The sequence below is a fragment of the Chryseobacterium formosum genome (genome assembly GCF_026460885.1).
In the GTDB taxonomy this organism is placed as follows: domain Bacteria; phylum Bacteroidota; class Bacteroidia; order Flavobacteriales; family Weeksellaceae; genus Chryseobacterium; species Chryseobacterium formosus.
The window spans coordinates 52,151-73,817 of record NZ_JAOVZW010000001.1; the positions used below are offsets into that span (position 1 = coordinate 52,151).

General features: G+C 34.1%; 15 protein-coding genes. 13 read left to right on the plus strand and 2 right to left on the minus strand.

The features are described 5' to 3' along the window. Nucleotides 1-99: 99 nt before the first annotated feature. Complete coding sequence (locus OF897_RS00265; protein ID WP_267263687.1) at nucleotides 100-999, minus strand: hypothetical protein; 900 nt, start codon at nucleotides 997-999, stop codon at nucleotides 100-102. 131 nt (nucleotides 1,000-1,130) lie between these two features. Then, the gene (mfd, locus tag OF897_RS00270) at nucleotides 1,131-4,493 is read right to left on the minus strand and encodes a transcription-repair coupling factor (RefSeq protein ID WP_267263688.1); all 3,363 of its coding nucleotides are present in this window, start codon (nucleotides 4,491-4,493) and stop codon (nucleotides 1,131-1,133) included. A 245-nt stretch (nucleotides 4,494-4,738) separates the two neighbouring features. Between mfd and OF897_RS00275 the strand changes: the two genes are divergently transcribed. The 13 genes from OF897_RS00275 (at nucleotide 4,739) to OF897_RS00335 (ending at nucleotide 21,644) form a co-directional block, all read left to right on the plus strand. Continuing rightward, a complete protein-coding gene (locus OF897_RS00275; RefSeq protein WP_267263689.1) occupies nucleotides 4,739-5,128 on the plus strand; it encodes a hypothetical protein in 390 nt (129 codons plus the stop codon). A gap of 173 nt (nucleotides 5,129-5,301) precedes the next feature. Beyond that, on the plus strand, nucleotides 5,302-5,547 hold the full coding sequence (locus tag OF897_RS00280; protein WP_267263690.1) for a hypothetical protein: 246 nt from the start codon (nucleotides 5,302-5,304) through the stop codon (nucleotides 5,545-5,547). Nucleotides 5,548-5,672: 125 nt separating this feature from the next. Beyond that, a complete protein-coding gene (locus tag OF897_RS00285) occupies nucleotides 5,673-7,172 on the plus strand; it encodes a GH3 auxin-responsive promoter family protein (RefSeq protein ID WP_267263691.1) in 1,500 nt (499 codons plus the stop codon). Between the two features lie 21 nt (nucleotides 7,173-7,193). Next, nucleotides 7,194-7,571, plus strand: coding sequence for a hypothetical protein (locus OF897_RS00290; RefSeq protein ID WP_267263692.1), 378 nt, complete (start codon nucleotides 7,194-7,196; stop codon nucleotides 7,569-7,571). 135 nt (nucleotides 7,572-7,706) lie between these two features. Further along, the gene (locus tag OF897_RS00295; RefSeq protein ID WP_267263693.1) at nucleotides 7,707-8,069 is read left to right on the plus strand and encodes a hypothetical protein; all 363 of its coding nucleotides are present in this window, start codon (nucleotides 7,707-7,709) and stop codon (nucleotides 8,067-8,069) included. Nucleotides 8,070-8,162: 93 nt separating this feature from the next. Beyond that, nucleotides 8,163-9,398, plus strand: coding sequence for an MFS transporter (locus OF897_RS00300; protein ID WP_267263694.1), 1,236 nt, complete (start codon nucleotides 8,163-8,165; stop codon nucleotides 9,396-9,398). A gap of 91 nt (nucleotides 9,399-9,489) precedes the next feature. Next, entirely contained in the window at nucleotides 9,490-11,559 is a 2,070-nt protein-coding gene (locus tag OF897_RS00305) for a T9SS type B sorting domain-containing protein (RefSeq protein ID WP_267263695.1), read from the plus strand. 114 nt (nucleotides 11,560-11,673) lie between these two features. Next, entirely contained in the window at nucleotides 11,674-13,728 is a 2,055-nt protein-coding gene (locus tag OF897_RS00310) for a T9SS type B sorting domain-containing protein (RefSeq protein WP_267263696.1), read from the plus strand. Between the two features lie 156 nt (nucleotides 13,729-13,884). Next, nucleotides 13,885-15,462 (plus strand): replicative DNA helicase, encoded by a 1,578-nt coding sequence (gene dnaB / locus OF897_RS00315; RefSeq protein ID WP_267263697.1) that lies wholly within the window; start codon nucleotides 13,885-13,887, stop codon nucleotides 15,460-15,462. A 70-nt stretch (nucleotides 15,463-15,532) separates the two neighbouring features. Beyond that, entirely contained in the window at nucleotides 15,533-16,009 is a 477-nt protein-coding gene (gene rnhA, locus OF897_RS00320; protein WP_267263698.1) for a ribonuclease HI, read from the plus strand. Nucleotides 16,010-16,165: 156 nt separating this feature from the next. Continuing rightward, entirely contained in the window at nucleotides 16,166-18,421 is a 2,256-nt protein-coding gene (locus OF897_RS00325; RefSeq protein WP_267263699.1) for a T9SS type B sorting domain-containing protein, read from the plus strand. A 196-nt stretch (nucleotides 18,422-18,617) separates the two neighbouring features. Next, complete coding sequence (locus tag OF897_RS00330; protein ID WP_267263700.1) at nucleotides 18,618-20,888, plus strand: T9SS type B sorting domain-containing protein; 2,271 nt, start codon at nucleotides 18,618-18,620, stop codon at nucleotides 20,886-20,888. A gap of 126 nt (nucleotides 20,889-21,014) precedes the next feature. Further along, nucleotides 21,015-21,644: an NAD(P)H-dependent oxidoreductase gene (locus tag OF897_RS00335; protein WP_267263701.1), complete on the plus strand. Its 630-nt coding sequence runs from the start codon at nucleotides 21,015-21,017 to the stop codon at nucleotides 21,642-21,644. Nucleotides 21,645-21,667 lie beyond the last annotated feature (23 nt).

The following is a 21,667-nucleotide window of genomic DNA, read 5'->3' on the forward strand; positions in this document are numbered from 1 at the left end:
ATCTAATGGGATTATTTAATTTTTCACAAATATAATTTTTTTTTGTATAAAAATCATATAATTATTGATATTCTAGCAAAACTAATAATAAAAATATCTTTATAACGCCTTATAAATATACTTTTGACTTTGCGTCTGATCTGAAACCGGATAATTTTGAGTATCATACAGATAAGTATAAGTTCCCGGAATTGATGGAGCCGGAGCAGGATATACAATGCTAAAAGTCTTAAGATTATTTGCTGATAATGAAGAAAAGTTATTAGGATGAAGTAAACTCCACATTACAAAGAATGTTTTAGGTAAAGTACTGTAAGGATTTATTTTATCATCATAAGTAGTAAAATTATAATTATATCCTGCCATCGCAGTCGACATATCTGGAACACCTGCTGAGTTGGTGATTCCTGATTCTGTGACTAACTTTGTTATATTATCTCCTGTATTTGTAATAGTGTAATTGGTAAAATGTGTGTAAGTACTTCCTGATTTTTTCTTTTCAACAATTTTCGTCATTTTGCCCGCTCCATCGTAGGTGTATGTGTATTCACTACTCAAATTTGGCATTGTTCCCAACATTGTTTCACAAGTTGTATAATTGATTTTCCCACCTGAATCATAAGTAACATTATAAGTATACGTCATGCTACCAGTCGGAACAGCCCCGTTGACTTCCTGCGCAAACTTCACTTTTGTAATTTTTCCTGAGGTATAAGTAACTGTTCCCACCAAGAAAGAATTTGGCTCGCTTGCTTCTTTGAAGATTGCTTTTTCAAGAACATTTCCGGTAGTTACATATTCCTGATTGGTGACATTATTTACATTTATTTTATGTAAAATTCGTGGTCCGGTAATCGACGGTGCGCTTGCTCCTCCACTTCCAGTATTACCATTATTGTTTACAGTATTATTAATAGGATCTGCGGTAGTATTATCGCAAGAGAACATAAAACCAAGAAGTAGAGCTCCTACTCCGGTAATAAATTTGTTTCTGTTCATAAAGTTTTAGTTTTTTTTTAATCACACAAATATAATTTATTTTCAATACCGTTGGATTTATTTTAAAATTTTAACAAAAAAATATCCAAAACTTAAAGTTTCAGATATTTTACAATTTATTTTTGATTAAACTAAATTCCTAAAATAGATTTCAATAAAACATTTACCTCATCTACATTTTTCACTTTATCTTTTCGCATCATCAGATTATTTCCGTCTTTTCCTACTTTTTCTTTCAATTGAGCTTGTGCAGGATTTTGAGTTAAATAAGATATAATATGTCTGAATTTATCGGTCTGATAAAACTTATCTTGCGGATTACCCGGAAAATATCCTAAGAAAATTCCGTTTTTCATGACGATTTTTTCAAAACCAATGTCTGCGGCAAGCCACTTTAAAGCAACACTTTTCAATAGATTGATAACTTCATTCGGCAAAGTTCCGAAACGGTCTTTCAATTCAGCTTCAAATTTGGTTAAATCTTTCTCGTTATCAATTTCAGCTAATTTTTGGTAAAGCAATAATCTTTCTTCAGTACTCGAAACATAAGAGTCGGGAAGCATCAATTCCAAATCAGTATCAATATTTACTTCTTTCACCGATTTGAAAAGCTTGTTTCGGTCTTCTTCATTTTCGAAAAGATTTTCAAAATTTTCATCGTCTTTCAATTCTTCCAGCGCTTCCTGCATCATTTTCTGATACGTTTCAAAGCCCATTTCATTAATAAATCCGCTTTGTTCACCACCCAATAAATCTCCGGCTCCACGAATTTCCAAATCTTTCATCGCGATCTGAAAACCGCTTCCCAAATCTGAAAACTGTTCGATCGCTTCCAGTCTCTTTCTTGCATCGGAGGTCATCATATCAAAAGGGGGCGTAATCAGGTAACAAAATGCTTTCCTGTTGCTTCGCCCGACTCTCCCCCTCATTTGGTGAAGATCTGCCATTCCGAAACGTTGCGCATCATTAATGAAAATCGTATTCGCATTGGGAACATCTACCCCACTTTCAATAATCGTGGTTGCCACCAAAACATCGTATTTTCCATCCATAAAATCCAAAACATTCTGCTCCATTTGCTTTCCTTCCATTTGTCCATGCGCGGTAATAACTCTTGCATCAGGAACCAATCTTTGAATCAATCCGGCAATATCTTTTAAATTTTCAATTCTGTTATTGATGAAATAAACCTGTCCGTCACGCTGCAATTCATAAGAAACCGCATCACGAATAATTTCTTCATCAAAACCTACAATCTGTGTTTCCACTGGTTGTCTGTTTGGCGGTGGCGTTTTGATGACCGAAAGATCTCGTGCAGCCATTAAAGAAAACTGTAAAGTTCTCGGAATCGGTGTCGCCGTCAATGTTAAAGTATCAACATTGGTTTTCATTGTTTTGAGCTTATCTTTTACAGAAACTCCAAACTTGTGTTCTTCATCAATAATTAATAAGCCTAAATTTTTAAATTTCACTTTATCTGAAGCCAATTGATGCGTACCAATAACGATATCCATTTTTCCATCTTCCAATCCTTTTAAAGTTTCAGATTTTTGTTTTGCAGTTCTGAAACGGTTTAAGTAAGAAATATTTACCGGAAAATCTTTCAATCTTTCTTTGAAACTTCTATAATGTTGGAAAGCCAAAATTGTAGTCGGAACCAAAATCGCAACTTGTTTACCATCTGTGGCGGCTTTAAAAGCTGCACGAATCGCAACTTCCGTTTTTCCGAAACCTACGTCACCACAAATCAAACGATCCATCACGCCTTCATCTTCCATGTCTTTTTTCACATCAAGAGTGGCTTTTTCCTGATCTGGAGTGTCTTCATAAGCAAAACTTGCTTCCAATTCATTTTGAAGATAAGAGTCGGGCGAATATTGAAACCCTTTTGCGGTTTTTCTTTCCGCATATAATTTAATCAAATCAAAAGCAATCTGTTTTACTCTCGCTTTGGTTTTCTGCTTTAAAGATTTCCAGGCTGGAGAACCAAGTTTGCTTAAGACTATTTCTTTTCCGTCGGGACCATTGTATTTTGAAATTTTATGAAGTGAATGAATACTTACATATAATAAATCACCATTTTTATACGTCAATTTAAAACATTCCTGAATTTTTCCGTCATTATTGACTTTTACCAATCCCATGAATTTTCCGATTCCATGATCGATGTGAGCTATAAAATCTCCTACTTTTAAAGACATTAAATCTTTCAGCGTTAACTGTTCAGATTTTGCAAAAGCATTTTTGGCTTTATATCTTTGGTAACGGTCGAAAATCTGATGATCGGTATAAACCAAAATTTTATGATCCGAATCTACAAAACCTTCATGCAATTCAGATTTAAAGCTTTTAAAAGAAATCTGATGTCCCAATTCTTCAAAAATAGATTCGAGTCTATCTTTTTGTTTATCCGTAGAAAACGAAATCCAGATTTCAAAACCCTCTTCTTTTTTTTCCTGCAAATCTTCAATAAGCAGTTGGAAATTTTTATGAAAAGACGGTTGAGCAGTTTGATTTAATTTTACCTCAACAGATTTTGTACTTTCAATACCAACACTGCTAAAATCAATCGTTTTGAATTTTTTATAGTCGAAAAGAAACTCTTCATCCGAAATAAATAATTCCTGCGGAGTTCTGTGAGCAATATCTTTGCTTAAACCATCATATTTTTCTAAAGATTTCTCATAAAAACTTCTCAGTTTCTGCAAACCGACAATTCCGTTTTTGGAAATAACAAAACTATCTTTCGGTAAAATTTCAAGGAAAGAAACTCTTGTTCCCGAAACCGAAAAATTCATATTCGAAACCAATTGAAATCCGTCTACTTTATCAATAGAAAGCTGAGTTTCGATGTCAAAAGTTTTAATATTCTCAACTTCATTTCCAAAGAACGTAATTCGATAAGGTTTTTCGTTGGAATAAGAAAAAACGTCGACAATTCCACCACGAACGGAAAATTCGCCCGGTTCAGAAACAAAATCGGTTTGATTAAACTGATAATGATTCAGCAATTCATCCACAAAATCAAAATCTAACTGATCGCCGGTATTTATGTTGTGAGAAATCGCTGTAAAATCTTCCTTTCTTAAAACTTTTTCAGACAATGCTCCAATGTAAGCAACAATGACTTTCGGTGATTTTTCTGAATTTATTTTATTTAAAACTTCAGTTCGCAAAACCAAATTGGCGTTCTGAGTTTTTTCAACCTGATAAGGCTCCAAATGTGTTGCAGGAAAATAAAGCACATTTTCTTTTCCAAGCAAATCTTCCATTTCACTATTTGCATACAATGCTTCTTCTTTATCATCAACAAGAAAAAGCAAAGTTTTTTTGTGTGTAAGAAAAAGTTCGGCAGCGAAAACCGAAGCCGAAGAACCCGCACTTCCCCTTACCGAAAGATGCGATTGAGTATCTATTTGTGCAAAAATTTCTTTTCCAAATTCTTTTTTAAGCAGATCCGGGAGAAACTTTTCGCTGATATTTTTTAACTGCATAAATAATATAGATATAAACGACAAAAGCGATTTCGAGAGTTACCCGAAACCGTTTGATTAGGTCAAAGATACGTTATTTTTTATTTTTAAATTCTTTCAGCCAGACAAATCAAATTTCAACCCAAAAATCTATTTTTCTTAATTTTTAAACAAAAAAGCTTAAAAAAAGTTAAAATAATTCGCAATTTCAATTTGGGCACAATCTTTGGAAATTCAATTCTAAATAAACCAAAAAATAAAATATTATGAAAAATGTATTCAAAATTTTAGGAGTTTTCGTACTTCTATTTACCGCCTTTTCACTTTCGTCGTGTAGAGACGATGACGATCCTGCAGACAATGATTTTTTCGCTGGAACTTATAAAGGAAGTGTTTCTTATACAGACAGTGACAACAATATTTCTACAGACAACGGTGAAGTATTCGTAACTAAAATAGCAAGTGGAACCAAATACAATTTCAGGTTTTCAAACGGAATTCCTGAATTAAACGGTCTGGAATTTCAAAAACAAGGCGACAATACTTTAGTTATGGTAAATTCTAATGCATTAGTGTATGTAAGAATTGACAATAACGAATTAAAAATGATTTATACAGTGGATGGCAAAACATGGAGAGCCAACTGTACAAGATAATTTAACGACTATTCATTCATATGTTTGTCCGTTTCCAAATTTTGGAGGCGGGCTTTTTTATTTTTCTGGAATTAATTTCAATTTAAGAAGTGATAAAATTTAGTTAAGATTTAATAAAAATAAATTTGCAATCAGTTTTTTCCTAAATTTACTTTAGTAAAAAAATTAAACAAATGAAAAAATTTCTCACTGCAATGTCAATCGTTTTAGGATTAGGATTTGCAACTGCTCAACAAGTTGCTCCGGCAACAAAAACCACGGTTACTAAAACTGTAAAACCAGTAAAAGCTGCAGAACCAACTGCTGCAAAACCTGCACAAAAACTTAAAAAAGACGGAACTCCAGACAAAAGATATAAAGAAAACCAAAAGCTGAAGAAAGACGGAACTCCGGATAAAAGATACAAAGTCAACAAATAAAAAAGACAGATAGCTGTCATTCATAATCAAATTTTCAATAAACCGATGCCTAGAACATCGGTTTTTTTTAGTTTAAAATATTAAATTATTTCTGTAGATTCTCTACTTATTTATAAATTTGAACCATGTTAAACTTTCTAAAGAAAAATGCGGCGTTGATTTGGGCAAAAAAACATGTTCAAAAAGCAGAAGAATTCAAGAAAAATGGTGAAAAGAATCAGGAGAAATTATTACTATCTCTTGTCGAAACCGCTCAAAAAACTCTTTTTGGAAGAACACATACTTTTGAAACCATTAAATCTGTAAAAGATTTCCAAGAAAAAGTTCCGGTTGCCGATTATGAAGATTTAAAACCATATATCGAAAAAGTAAAACGCGGACAACGAGATATTTTATGGATTGAAACTCCAGAATATTTTGCTAAAACTTCGGGAACGACTTCAGGCTCAAAATACATCCCAATTTCTAAAGAAGGAATGCCTTTTCAGGTAAAAGGAGCTCAGAGTGCGCTTTTCCATTACATTGCCAAGAAAAACAACGCTGATTTTGTTGGCGGAAAAATGATTTTCTTACAAGGAAGTCCGGAACTGGAGGAAGTTTTCGGGATTCAAACCGGCAGACTTTCAGGAATTGTAGCTCATCATATCCCAAATTATCTTCAGAAAAACCGTTTGCCAAGCTGGGAAACCAACATGATGGAAGACTGGGAAGCCAAAGTTGACAAAATCGTTGAGGAAACCGAGAAAGAAAATATGACATTGATTTCAGGAATTCCGCCTTGGCTGATTATGTATTTTGAAAAACTGATTGAGAAAAACGGTAAAAAAATAAAACAACTTTTCCCAAATCTTCAACTTATCGTTACAGGTGGTGTAAATTACGAACCTTACCGTGATAAAATGGAAGAACTTTTGGGTGGAAAAGTAGATATTGTACAGACATTTCCAGCTTCGGAAGGTTTTTTTGCATTCCAAGATGATTATACAAAAGAAGGTTTGCTACTTTTAACCAATCACGGAATTTTTTATGAATTTATTCCTTTAGAACAATATGGAAAACCTGATGCACAAAGATTAACTTTAAAAGACATTGAACTTAATAAAGATTATGCTCTGATTTTAACGACCAATTCCGGTTTGTGGGCATATTCGATTGGTGATGTTGTGAGGTTTATTGATAAAAATCCGCACAGAATTTTGGTAAGCGGAAGAACGAAACATTTTACTTCGGCTTTTGGTGAACACGTTATCGCTTTTGAAGTAGAAGAAGCTGTAAAAGCTACGGTCGAAAAATTTCCTGCTCAGATTACTGAATTTCATTTAGCTCCGGAAGTTAATCCTGAAGAAGGTTTACCCTATCACGAATGGTTTATTGAGTTTGAAAAAGAGCCTGAAAATTTAGATTTATTTAAAAATGAATTGGACGATCAGCTCAGAAAACGCAATACCTATTATGATGATTTAATTTCAGGAAATATTTTGCAGAAACTTCATATTTCTAAGCTTCAGAAAAATGCTTTTCAGGAATATGCAAAATCTCAAGGGAAATTGGGTGGTCAAAATAAAATTCCGAGATTGGCAAACGACAGAAAAATCGCAGATTTACTGAAGGTTTATAAAAAATAACACACCATCAAATAACTATTTATGAAAAGAATTTTGTCCGTTTTAATAATCATTTCAATTACATCTTGCAGTTCGCTAAAATACAGCGCCACAAAAAATCCTGACAATTATAAAAATATAAAAGCAGGAAACAAATACACCTTTCATCAGACTGATGGAAGCAAAACTCCAATGATGATAAGTTCGATTTCTAAAGACAGCATTATCGGAACCAAAAAAAATGAAAGAATTGCTATTGCAAAAACCAATATTACTGAGATAAGAAAAGACAGAACTGCGGTTGCCGTCGTTGCAACAGCCGGAGGAATCGCTGCTGTAACGATATTAGTTGTTGGGATGACAAAGGCTACAAAAGATTTGGCCGACACTGCGGCTGCTTTTGGAAGCGGTTTAAATTAATTCAAATAAAATAATCATTCAAACATAAAATTTCTTCATTTTCTAGTTTAATCTTACAAAAAATATGAGATTTTCTTTTTTAATGAAAACATATATTCAAAAAAAATTATAAATTTGGAAAACTAAAAAATTGTAATGAAAGCATCTGTACTTTTAAAATCATCATTATTTACGTCTTTATTTGTAATTTCATCTTGTGCAACGACAAAGTACAGCGAAGATATTGCGCAAAATAACTATTCAAACCTTGACGCCGGAAAAATCTACGTTGTAACGCCAAGAGACGGTTCTAAAAAACAAACTATTTTGTTCCGAAACATCGATGGTGACAACATTATTGGTACAAAAGGAAAAAAAGACAGTACAGAGGTTATTATTCCTAAATCTAATATTGCATCCGTAAAAGACAGATCCCAAGGAAGAGTTGTAGCAGGAGCAGCGGTAATCGGAGCGGCTGGTGTTGCAGCAATCGTAATCAGTTCTTTGAGAGCCGACTAAAATAGACAACATCTTTCAAAAGATATTTTATTTATCATTTGAAAACTGAAAATAGTGATAGCCTTAAATGAATATTTAAGGCTATTTTTGCGCATGATTTCTTTATTGCCGCTCAAAACATTACAAAATGTTGAATTCAGAAATCTTCTTACCGGAAGATTTTTTATTGTTTTAGCTTTCAGAATGCTCGCTACTTTATTGGGATGGTGGGTTTATCAATTAACAAAAGATCCTTTTTCCATAGGACTTATTGGTCTTTCTGAGGTAATTCCAGCAGTAAGCTGTGCTTTGTATGCAGGTCACGTAATTGACATGAACGAAAAGAAAAGACTTCTTCTAATTTGTAATTATGTCTATGTTTTTCTCATCAGTTTACTAATGATTCCTGCGTTTTTTGATGTGGAACTTCATTTTTCAGGACACGAAATCACTTATTTCATCTACGGTGTTATTTTCTTTACGGGAATCGCAAGAGCTTTCATAGGTCCAATTGTTCCGTCAATGATTCCTAAAATTGTAGAAAAAGTAAATCTTCCGAGTGCAATTACTTTAAATCAGGCAACTTTCTTGGTTTCATCAGTTTGCGGTCATGCCGTTGGTGGATTTTTGATCGGATTTTTCGGCGTGAAATGGACTTTATTAGTAATAATTTCACTTTTATTGGTTGCTTCTTTATTTTTTTGGCAGTTGAAACAACAGTTTTCAGAACATAAGAAGGATGAAATCAAAGTGCTGGAAAGTATGCGTGAAGGAATTGCTTATATTTTTAAGACTAAAGAAATTTTAGGAGCGCTCTGTCTCGATATGTTTGCAGTACTTTTTGGAGGTGCCGTTGCGTTGATTCCGGTTTTTGCGACAGACATTTTGAAATCAGGAGCAGAAGGTTTTGGGCTATTAAATGCAGCTTCAGATATTGGTTCGATGATTATTATTACTACATTATCGTTGATTCCTTTAAGAAAAAATCAGGGTAAAATTTTGTTGGCTGTCGTTGCAGGATTTGGATTGTGTATTATTGGTTTCGGATTATCGCATTATTACTGGCTTTCTTTTATGTTTTTGGTTTTAAGTGGAATGTTGGATGGAATTTCCGTCGTAATCCGAGGAACGATTGTTCAATTGAAGACTCCTGATCATATTCGGGGAAGAGTTTTGAGCGTGAATTCAATTTTTATTATGTCAAGTAATGAAATGGGACAATTTGAAAGCGGTTTGGCAGCTAAACTTTTAGGAGTTGTAAGATCGGTAGTTTTCGGCGGAAGCATTACGATTTTAATTGCATTACTTGTGGGAAGTACAAATCCTAAATTGAGAAAAATGCAATATTAAACACATTATACCGTTATGCTATGATATACAATAAAAACTTTAATATAAGATTAATAATTTTTTTATATTTGTATTAAATAATTTTTCAAAAATGAAAAAAACTCTACTCATTTTTTTAACAATCATTTCACAAATGATTTTTGCACAGTCAGACTGCCCTACAGCAATTTCTGTATGTGGAAATTCTGATATTTCGTACACCCCTTCCGGGCCGGGAAGTATTATCGAAATTTTAAACAATCCGGGCTGTTTAAATCAAAACGAACACTTTTCGGTGTGGTACACTTTTACGATTGCTACTTCAGGAACTTTAGCATTCGTTATTGATGCCAATAATAATCCCGACGATTACGATTTTGCAGTGTATGGTCCTAATAAAACCTGTGGTAATCTAGGTGCACCAATAAGATGTAACTATGCCGGATCTTCACCTACAGGAAACACAGGCCTTACATTGGGACCACCTCCTTCAGCTTATTTTAATCCTCATTTGGATGTAATAGCGGGTGAAACTTATTATCTTATCGTTGATAACTTTCAAAGTACAGCCAATGGTTTCTCATTAAGCTGGAGCGGAACAGCAACTTTGGCTTCACCTTTTAATGATCCTGCATTAATTACAAACCCATTTATTACACCTGGACTTCCAAATGCTGATCCATTATTACCAAATGAAGTGGTAGTTTGTTCAAATCCTGCAACTTTTAATTTCAGCACATTATCAAGTGGTATCATTAATGGTAATACCAACTTTACAGTATCATATTATTACAATACGAATGATATGTTAGCAGGAATCAACGCTATTACTGCGCCAATTATTGTTAACACAACAAGCACATACTACTACAGTATTGGATATACAGATCCTACTAACCCAGCCAATCCTATCAATAAATGTAAACAAACGGGAAGGTTTAAATTTAAGAATGGTGCCATAACAGCAACTGACGCAACCCTGACTGAATGTAATAACAATAATACAGGAACCGCTGTTTTTAATCTTACAACAGCCAATGTTATTGCCGATCCTACATACGTGAAAAAGTATTACGAGTCTATGTATGATCTTAATAACAATTTAAATGAAATTACAAACCCATACCAATACACTTCTGGAGGAGGATCTATTTTTGTATTGGTAACTACTCAGTATGGATGTACTGATGTTGCAGAGGTTAAATTAAATTTCTATCCGGTTGCAACAGGAACTGAAGCTACACTAAGGTCTTGTTTTATAGAAACAAATCCTTCAACAGCTGAATTTAACCTTACTGTTGCTACTATAAATAATCCTTCAGGTACTACGAAACAGTATTATCCATCAATGACTGATGCGATTAATCAAACCAATGCAATTATAGATCCTCTTCACCATATTGCACCAAACGGAGTGATTTACATCAGAGTAATAACAGCGAATAATTGTTATACAGTTGTAAAAGTTAATTTAGTTGTGATTCCACCTGTGTATTCTACAGTATTAGTAGACAAAATTATATGTATTGAAGATAGAACTACTTTAGATGCAGGAACTGGTTTCAGCAGCTATTTATGGAGCACTGGAGCTACTACACAAACGATTTCGAATGTGGGGGTAGGAACTTATTGGGTAAAACTTAAAACAGGTGATTGTACCGCAACACAAAAAGTAAAAGTATACGCTTCAGAACAACCTGTAGTTAGTAATATTGAAATTTCAAGCAATACAGTAACAGCATATGTTACAGGAGGAGCTCCTGCATATCAATATTCACTTGATAATGTAAATTGGCAAGACTCTAATGTTTTCAATAATATAACTAGAGGTGATCACACAATCTATGTAAGAGATTCATATGATTGTGAACCAATACAAGTAGGTATTGTTGTACCAAACTTAATCAATGTAATCACTCCAAACGGAGACGGAGTAAACGACGTTATTGATTATTCTGCATTGGCAGGAAAACAGAATTTAATTCTTAGTATTTTTGACAGATACGGAGCTAAAATCTATCAGGCTGACAAAACCAACGGATACAAATGGGACGGTTCTGCAACTGGTACCAAAAAAGTTCCGACAGGAAATTACTGGTATTCTGTTACCTGGAATGAAAATAATAAAACCAGCACACCAATCAAATTCTCAGGATGGGTATTGGTAAAAAACAGAGAATAACATTTTCATCAATTATAAAAAAGTCGCTTATTTAGCGGCTTTTTTTTGTAATTGAATGATAATCTTTATATTTAATTAAATTTTATTTAAATTTGTATTTAAAATTATTTAGAAATGAGAAAATTACTACTCTTTTTTATATTAATAACATCGCAACTATTCTATTCACAATCTGATTGTGTTTCTGCAATTCCCGTTTGTGGAAATTCGGGGGTATCATATACACCATCTGGTCCCGGAAGCGTAATAGAAGATTTGGGAGGTTGTTTAACAGACGATGAAAATTTTTCAGTCTGGTATACTTTCACCGTTGCAACTTCCGGAACATTAGCATTCACCATTGATGCAAATAATAACTCAACAGATTATGATTTTGCAGTTTACGCGCCTAATGCAACCTGTGCAAGTTTAGGAGCACCTATCAGATGTAATTTCTATGGAGTTTCTCCTACCGGAAATACTGGTTTGGAGCTTACAGATAGTGGAGTAGCTTATTATGAACCATACTTAGATGTTGTTGCAGGGCAAACTTATTATTTAGTTATTGATAATTATAGCAATGCTATAAATAGTGGTTTCTCTTTAATTTGGGAAGGAACAGCAACATTGTCATCAGCATTTTCAGACCCTACTTTAGCACCAAATCCGTTCATTGCTCCAGGAACTCCAAATCCTGCGGGGGGGCCAAACTTAGTACCAACATGCCCACTTCCTGGTCAATATGATTTCTCAACATTAACTACAGGAATCTTAAACGGTAACACTAATTTCGTCGTTAGCTACCACACAACAGCCAATGATGCATTATCTGGTACTGCTCCAATTACTACTCCAATTACAGTGAATGGAACAGATACTTATTACTATAGCATTCGATATCAGGATCCGGCAAACCCCACAAACCCTTTGAACAATTGCCGACAAACAGGAACTTTTAAATTTATTTTGGGAGTAATACCTGTGAAAAACGCAACTGTTTTTGCTTGTGCTAACAACGGCGCTACTACTGCAACATTTGATCTCACGACTGCAGACGTATATTTTGACACTACAGCAATTAAGAAATTTTATCTGACGATGGCAGATCTTAATGCAGGAATCAATGAAATTCAAAATCCAAATAACTATAATTCTGTTGAGAAAAGAGTATATGCAAAAATAACAACCAATGCAGGATGTACAGGAAACGTTTATGTTGATTTGAAATTCCATCCAATAGTAATTGTAAATGAAGCTACTATTGAAGAGTGTTTCTTACCAATCAATACAAGTACAGCATCATTCAACTTAAATTTAGCCAACGTAACTTCGCAGCCTAATACAACAAAAAAATTCTATCTTACATTAGATAATGCGGTTAACGGAACAAATGAGATAAGCAATACCTATATATCATCAAATTCTTCTGTATATGTAAGAGTATTTTCTCAAAATGGATGTTATGCAATTACAAAGATTAACTTAAAAGTTTTAACTCCTGTAAATTCTACCGTCCTTAAAGACAAAACAATTTGTTTAGAAGACAGAACAACTTTAGATGCGGGAGCAGGCTTTGACGGATACGAATGGAGCACCGGTGCAACTACACAGGTAATCTCAAATGTAGGAGTAGGAGCTTACTGGGTAAAATTAAAAACTGGAAAATGTTTTACGTTACAACAAGTACACGTTTACCCAACACAAAAACCTGTTATTGCTAGTTTAGATATTAAAAACAATACAATTACTGTGAATGTTACTGGTGGTTCTGCACCATATCAATATTCTTTAGATGGAACGAACTGGCAAGATTCTAACTTATTTACGGGATTACCAAGAGGAGAAAATAAGATTTTTGTAAAAGATTCTTACGACTGTAACCCGGTTCAGATTCAAGTGACAGTACCTAATCTAATCAATGCGATTACTCCAAACGGAGATAATATGAATGATGAAATAGATTATACCGCTTTAGCTTATAAAAAGAATCTTGTATTCACAGTTTACAACAGATATGGAAATAAAATCTACGAAGCTGATAAAATAAGAAACTTCAAATGGAATGGAACTTCGGGAGGTAAAAAAATCCAAACAGGAACTTACTGGTACACTATTACTTGGAATGAAGATGACGCAAATAATACTCCAACAAAATACGATGGATGGGTATTGGTAAAAAATAGAGAATAATAATATTTTCAAAATCAATAAAAAATCACCTCAGCAATAGGGTGATTTTTTTTATTAACATTGAACCTCATCTGTTTACCGCAGTTGCATTATGTTTTTCATAGAATTGTTAGTTACTATTTTAAAATTATTTTCTAAAAAAACTATCTTTGCATAATGGCGCAGAAAGAAACACTATCCTCTCTTACACAAGGAAACTTTGCTAGAGAATTGTCGATTGCAGATGGAAAAATGCCTCCTAATGCTGTAGATTTTGAAAGATTGGTAATTGGTACTTTTTTAATTGATAAAAAAGGACTCGACCATTCTATTGATTTACTTACGCCAGAAGTTTTCTATGATCCTAGACATCAGGTTATATTTTCTACAATTTTAAAATTATACGAAGGTAACCAACCTGTCGACATCATGACTGTTATTCAGGAAATGAAAAAGACAGACAAACTAAGCTCTGCAGGCGGTGATCATTACATTATTGAACTTACAATGGGAGTAAGTTCATCTGCACACATCGAATATCATGTACGTGTAATTCTTGAAAAGTATATATTAAGAAGTTTGATTAATGTTTCAGCGAACGTAATTGACACTTCCTACAAAGAATCAACAGATGTTTTTGAACTTTTAGATAAAGCCGAACAATCTTTTTTTGAAATCACCAACGGAACCATCAAAAAAGGTTTCGATACCGCCAATACTTTAGTAAAAGAAGCTATTGACATTATTAAATCATTAAAAGATAAAGAAGGAATTTCTGGTGTACCATCCGGATTTAGAGATGTTGATAAAGAAACTGGAGGTTGGCAAAATTCCGACCTTATTATTGTTGCGGCACGTCCTGCAATGGGAAAAACAGCCTTTATTCTATCAATGGCGAGAAATATTGCAGTTGAGTATAAAATACCAATGGCATTATTTTCATTAGAGATGGCATCGGTACAGTTAATCACCAGAATGATTGCTTCCGAAACAAAAATTTCATCAGAAAAACTAAGAAAAGGAACGTTGGACGATGAAGAATGGCAAAGATTATTCTCGAATGTCTCTGAATTAGAAAACGCACCTTTATATATTGACGAAACTCCTTCCCTTTCCATATTTGACTTTAGAGCAAAATGCCGAAGACTTGTAATGCAACACGGAGTAAGACTAATCATGGTCGATTATCTTCAGCTGATGACAGCAGGAGGTGGAGGAAAAGGAAGCGGAAACCGTGAACAGGAAATTTCAATGATTTCCCGTTCATTAAAAGCGATTGCAAAAGAATTAAACGTACCTGTAATTGCACTTTCTCAGCTTTCAAGAAGTGTGGAAACCCGTCCCGGAAAACGACCTCAACTTTCAGATTTGAGAGAATCAGGAGCAATTGAGCAGGATGCGGATATCGTTTCATTTATTTTCAGACCAGAATATTATAAAATTACAGTTTGGGATAATGACGAAGAAGGAGCAGAAACATCTACCGAAAATCAGGCAGAATTGATTATAGCAAAACACAGAAATGGTGCCACTGCAGATGTAAGATTGTCTTTCCTGAAACATTTTGCGAAATTTGGAAATATTGAGGATGCAACCAATGGTATGGGGTATTCTAATCCAATGGGTGAACCAAGTGGTTTTGAAAAAATTAAAACAACCATTCAACCAGGAGCAGCTTTTGATTTACCAGACACTTCAAAACTTTCAGGTTCTTCCATGAATGATCTTGATGATGAAGAAGATTTTCCTTTTTAAGGTTAAAAATTAGTTTAAGACTAATATCAATTATGTCTTTTTTAAATTTTAATCTAAACCTTAATCTCAAATGAGAATCGAAATATACACAGACGGAGCCTGTAGCGGAAACCCCGGAAAAGGAGGGTACGGAATTCTAATGCGAGTTCCTGAAAAAAATTATCAGAAAACATTCTCCAAAGGTTTTAGAAAAACTACCAATAACCGAATGGAACTTTTAGCTGTCATCACTGCACTGGAAAAGCTAAAATCTACTGAAAATGACATCCATGTTTTTACGGATAGCAAGTATGTTTCTGATGCTATTAATCAAAATTGGATTTCTGGTTGGGTTAAAAGAGGCTGGAAAAATGTAAAAAACCCGGATCTTTGGAAGAGATTCATCACGCTTTATAATGAACACAATCCAAAAATGCATTGGGTAAAAGGCCATGCAGGACATTTTGAAAATGAACTCTGCGATAAACTCGCTGTTGCTGCCGCAAATTCACCAAATCTTGAAGTAGATGCGTATTTTGAAGGTTTGGAAAACAATTCTCTATTTTGAATAAAAACAAGACAAAGCATATCATATTCAACTTTTCGTTATCATTAATATTTTTTATTACAAAATAATCAAACTTTTTTACAAAATTAACAGGTTGTATACATTTATTAGTTAAGATTTAATATCTTTACACGTCTAATTTAAGTATCCTATTAAATGAATAAAAAACTACTCTTTTATTTTAGCCTTTTTGTACTTTGTATTTCCGGAAAACTTTCTTCTCAAACTTATCAGCTTACAGGATCACCTATTTCCACAACAGGTTGGACTATGGTGGCACCTACAGTTATAGGAACCCCTACAGATTTTATTCAGTTAACTCCGGACACTAACAACCAGTCAGGTTCTATAAGGCTAAACAACCCCATTAATCTAAAATTCTGTGATAAATGGCGTGTTGAATTTGATTTCAGAATGGATTCTAACCAAACCGCTAACGGAGATGGTCTTGCCTTTTGGTATTTAGCCAATCCTCCTGTGGCGAGTGTATTAGGTTCAGGTCTTGGCGTTTCACAAAATGCAATCGGTCTCATTGTAGGTTTTGACACCTATAATAACACTACAACTGCAGTAATGAGTAAAGTGCATGTTGCTTATGGGCAAGTTGCCAATACAACCGACAATAATAACGTAGAATTCTTCAATACTGCAGGAAGTTCTTTCCATTCACCGGATATGAATACTACACTTCCCTTTCAGGGAGCCACTTATAAACATGTTGAAGTAAACGCAACTGTAAATACATCAATTCCAAATACATGGAATATCACAATCAAAATTGATGGAAATACGATCTGTAATCAACCATTTACAGCATCCGGAGCTGCTGCCACAATGACACAAGGATACTTTGGGTTTTCAGCTTCTACAGGAGGAAACAGATCTAGACATTCGATTAAAAATGTAAAAATCTATACCGATAAAGTAAGCTTATTAACACCATCGGTTACACAGTCTTTCTGTCCTAACCCGTCAACAGGTTCTGGAACAGTAAATTTAACTTCTTTCAATTCTCAGTTTGTTACAAACCCGGCAAATTACACTTTCACTTATTTAGTTGGAGGTACCCTGGTATCAAGCCCAACTACTTTTCAGTTTACGGCAAATACAACGGTGAATGTTATTATTAAAGACAATTCAGCTTTGCTTTGTGATAATCCCGATGGAACGATACAACTTAATCTAGCACCATTTACCGCCACAAACGTTACACTTTCAGAATGTAATAATAATGGAGCTTTAACCGCAACCTATAATCTAAGTTCGGCGAATGTAACTGGAGTTCTTGGAGCTACTAAAAAATACTATAGAACTTTAGCAGACCTAAATGCAGGAATAAATGAAATTACAAACTTTACAGCGCATGTTTCCGCACCTGGAAAAGTGTATGTGAAAGTTACTACTCCACAAGGATGTACAGGAAATGCTGAAATTACATTAGCTTTCCATCCACTTCCTGTAGTAAAAGATGCAATTTTAGAAGCTTGTTTTAATGAAATTAATCCAACAACAGCAACTTTCAACCTAACAACAGCTAATGTTACCACAGAAACAGGAATTGTAAAACAATTTTATACTTCTTTGGCTAATGCATTAAGTGGGACGAATGAAATTATTCCTTCTATTGCATACATAAGCCAAAGTACGGACGTCTATGTAAAAGTAACTAATACAAATGGCTGTTATGTTATTAAGAAAATCTCGCTTAAAGTAGTTACTCCTGTTAAATCATCTATATTGAAAGACAAAACAATCTGTATTGATGAAAGAACAACACTTGATGCAGGATCTGGTTTCGCAGGTTATTTATGGAGTACCGGAGCAACTACTCAGTCTATTTCGGGAGTACCTGTTGGAAATTATTCTGTAGTATTAAAAACAGGAAATTGTTTTACAATTCAAACTGTAAATGTAAAAATGGCTACAAACCCTGTCATTTCTACTATTGACATCAACAATAATACGCTTACTGTAAATGTTTCAGGAGGAACAGCTCCTTATAAATATTCTTTAAACGGAACTAATTGGCAAGATTCTAATATATTTAATGGCGTACCACGTGGTGAAAACAAAGTTTTCGTAAAAGATTTTTATAATTGCGAACCTGTACATGTACAAATTACAGTTCCGAATATCATCAACGCAATTACTCCTAATGGTGATAACGTAAATGATTTCATCGACTACACCGCATTAGCTTATAAGAAGAATCTTGTATTCACTGTTTATGACAGATATGGAAACATGAAGTATCAAGCAGATAAAATAAGAAATTACACTTGGGATGGAACTTCCGGAGGTAAAAAATTATCTACAGGAACTTATTGGTACTCCATCACATGGACTGAAAATGACGCAAACAATACACCTACGAAATACAATGGATGGGTATTGGTTAAAAATAGAGAATAAAAACATCGGCACCACTCACGTAAAAAGTGGTGCCTTTTTATTTTCATATTCACAAAATCTATAATAGAAAGCTAAGATTCAAACTTTGCAAAGATATATTTTAAGATACTCTATTGCTACTTTATGACCTAAAGCACATCTATTTAAAGCAAAAAAACAGATAATTTTACCAAACAATAAATCTATTAAGTTAAAAATGAAAAAAGTTTTACTCCTCAGTTTTTTGTTCGTTTTATCAATCATTAACCAAGATTTAAAAGCTCAAACCTATCAACTTACAGGTAGTCCTGTAATCAACACAACAGGATGGGACATTGTTCCTTCAGCATCTGCAACTGGTGATTTCGTACAGCTTACAGCAGATCAAACCAGCCAATTTGGAGCTATTAAGCTATCAAATGCCATCAATCTTAAATATTGCGATAAATGGAAAGTTGAATTTGATTTCAGAATCGATGGAAACGGAACCACAGCATACGGAAGAGGTGACGGTCTTACTTTCTGGTATCTTTCAAACCCTCCAACTGCATTTACAACAGGAGGTGGATTGGGAATTCCAGCTAATGCAAACGGATTAATGGTTGCGTTTGATATATTCAATAATTCTACGGAAGGACAAATGAGCAAAGTACACGTTCTTTACGGAACCAATAATGTACCTGCAGGAAATCCTAATATTGAGTATAATATGACTGCAAACAGTACTTTTCACTCTGCAGATCTTAATCCTACACAACCTTTCGTAGGTGCAAACTACAAACACGTAGAAGTAAATGGTGAGATTGATCCAAATAATCCCAATATTTGGTTAATTCAAATCAAAATTGACGGTGTTATGATTACCAACCAATCTTTCACTGCAACTGGCGGAGCAATTGGTATGACTCAAGGTTATTTCGGGTTTTCAGCCGGAACGGGAGCTGCAAGTGCAAGACATTCAATCAAAAATGCAAAAATATTTATTGATAAAGTGCCTATTCTTCAATCTACAATTACTCCTTTTGTTTGTACAAATCCTGCAACAGGAAATGGTTTCGTAAATTTAACTTCGTATGCTAATCAATTTGTAAATAATCCTGCCAATTACATTATTACTTATTACGTTCTAGGTAATCCTGTTCCTATTGCAAATCCTACAAACTTTCAATATTCAGCTGGTACTACGACTATTCAGGTTGTTGTAAAAGACCCTTCCTCTACTTTGTGTGATAACGGAGACGGTAAAATTATTTTAAACCCAACTCCATTTGCCGCAGCAGACGTCACAATGACCGCTTGTAATAACAATAATGCAGGAATAGCCTACTATAATTTAAATAATGCCGCATTAACAACTCTTCCAGGAGTAACGAAACATTATTACCATACTTTATCTGATTTAAATGCCGGAATTAATGAAATTTTAAACTGGGCAAACTTTCCAGCAGCACACGGAACAACAATTCACGTTAAGGTAACAACAGCTCAAGGTTGTGTTGACAATGCCATCATAACACTTAATCATTACCCTACAGTTACTGTAACCAATGCTACTTTAAGATCTTGTTTTATTGAGACCAATCCTTCTACAGGTTTATTTAATCTTACAACAGCAAATGTTACTACTCAAGCAGGAACAAAACAATACTATCCTTCTTTAACAGACGCTGTCAACGGGACGAATAACATTCCGGATCCTCAAAATCATACTGCTCCAAACGGAGTTGTTTATATAAAAGTAATTGACGGAAACGGATGTTATGCTATTGCACAAGTTACATTAGTTGTTATCCCACCAGTTTATTCAACTGTTTTAAAAGATAAAATTATTTGCATAGAAGATAAGACCACTCTAGATGCAGGAACAGGATTCAGCAGTTATTTATGGAGTACAGGAGCAACTACACAAACTATTTCAAATGTGGGAGTTGGAACCTATTGGGTAAAACTTAAAACAGGAGATTGTACTTCAACGCAAACCGTAAAAGTTTTCGCTTCAGAACAGCCTGTCGTTACTTCTATCGATGTAAATGCTACTACAATTACAGTGTATGCAAATGGAGGGACACCTGCTTATCAATATTCATTAGACAATGTTAATTGGCAGGAATCTAATATTTTCAAACAATTATCAAGAGGAATTCACAAAATTTACGTGAAAGATTCTTACGATTGTGAGCCAATGGAAGTTGAGGTTACCGTACCAAATATCATCAATGTAATTACTCCGAATGGCGATGGTCTTAATGATTTTATAGATTATTCAGCTTTAGGAAGCAAAATTGATTTAACATTTAACGTTTACGATCGTTACGGAACAAAACTTCACCAAGGTGACAAAACCAATAATTACAGATGGGACGGAACCGCAAACGGCAGAAAAGTTCCTACAGGAAGCTACTGGTATTCTGTAACATGGAATGAAAACAACAAAACCAGAACTCCTGTAAAATTAGCAGGTTGGATCATGGTTAAAAACAGAGAATAATTTTTTTTCATACTATACTTAATTTGAAATCACTTCTTTCGGGAAGTGATTTTTTTATTTAGAAAATATCCAAATAGATTTTGTTTAAAACAAGCTTTATTCCGCTTCAATTCTTAAATTTGTCTTATGAATTATTTGGAAGCTTTAAGCAGAAGATATTCTGTAAAAAAATTTAATCCTGATTTGACGATTCCTCAGGAAACACTTCTCAGTATCTTAGAGTCAGGAAAATTGGCGGCAAGCTCTTTAGGATTGCAGCCTTATAAAATCTTGGTGGTGGAAAGCAAAGAAATGAAAGAAAAACTTATTCCTGCATTCTATAATCCATCACAAATTTCCACTTGTTCACATCTAGTGGTGATTGTTTCAAAAAAAATGATTGAAGAAAATTACATCAATGGTTATTTTAATCATATTTCAGAAGTCAGAAATATTGAATTGGAAAAGCTTGATCTTTTTAAAAACAGCATCAACAATCACGTAAGCCAGAAAAACGAAGACGAACTTTTCAACTGGGCAGAAAAACAATCTTATATCGTTTTGGCAAATTTGATGTATGCTGCAGCGATTGAAAACATCGACACTTGCCCGATGGAAGGTTTCAGACAAGATTTAATTGAAGAAATTTTAGATATTGATTCTGAAAAAGAAAAAGTAACCGTCACATTGGCATTAGGTTACCGCTCTGAAGAAGATCACTTCCAACACATGAAAAAAGTAAGAAAACCAAACGAAAAATTGTTTAAATTTATTTAATTATTTAGACAGTTGTCTTAAAG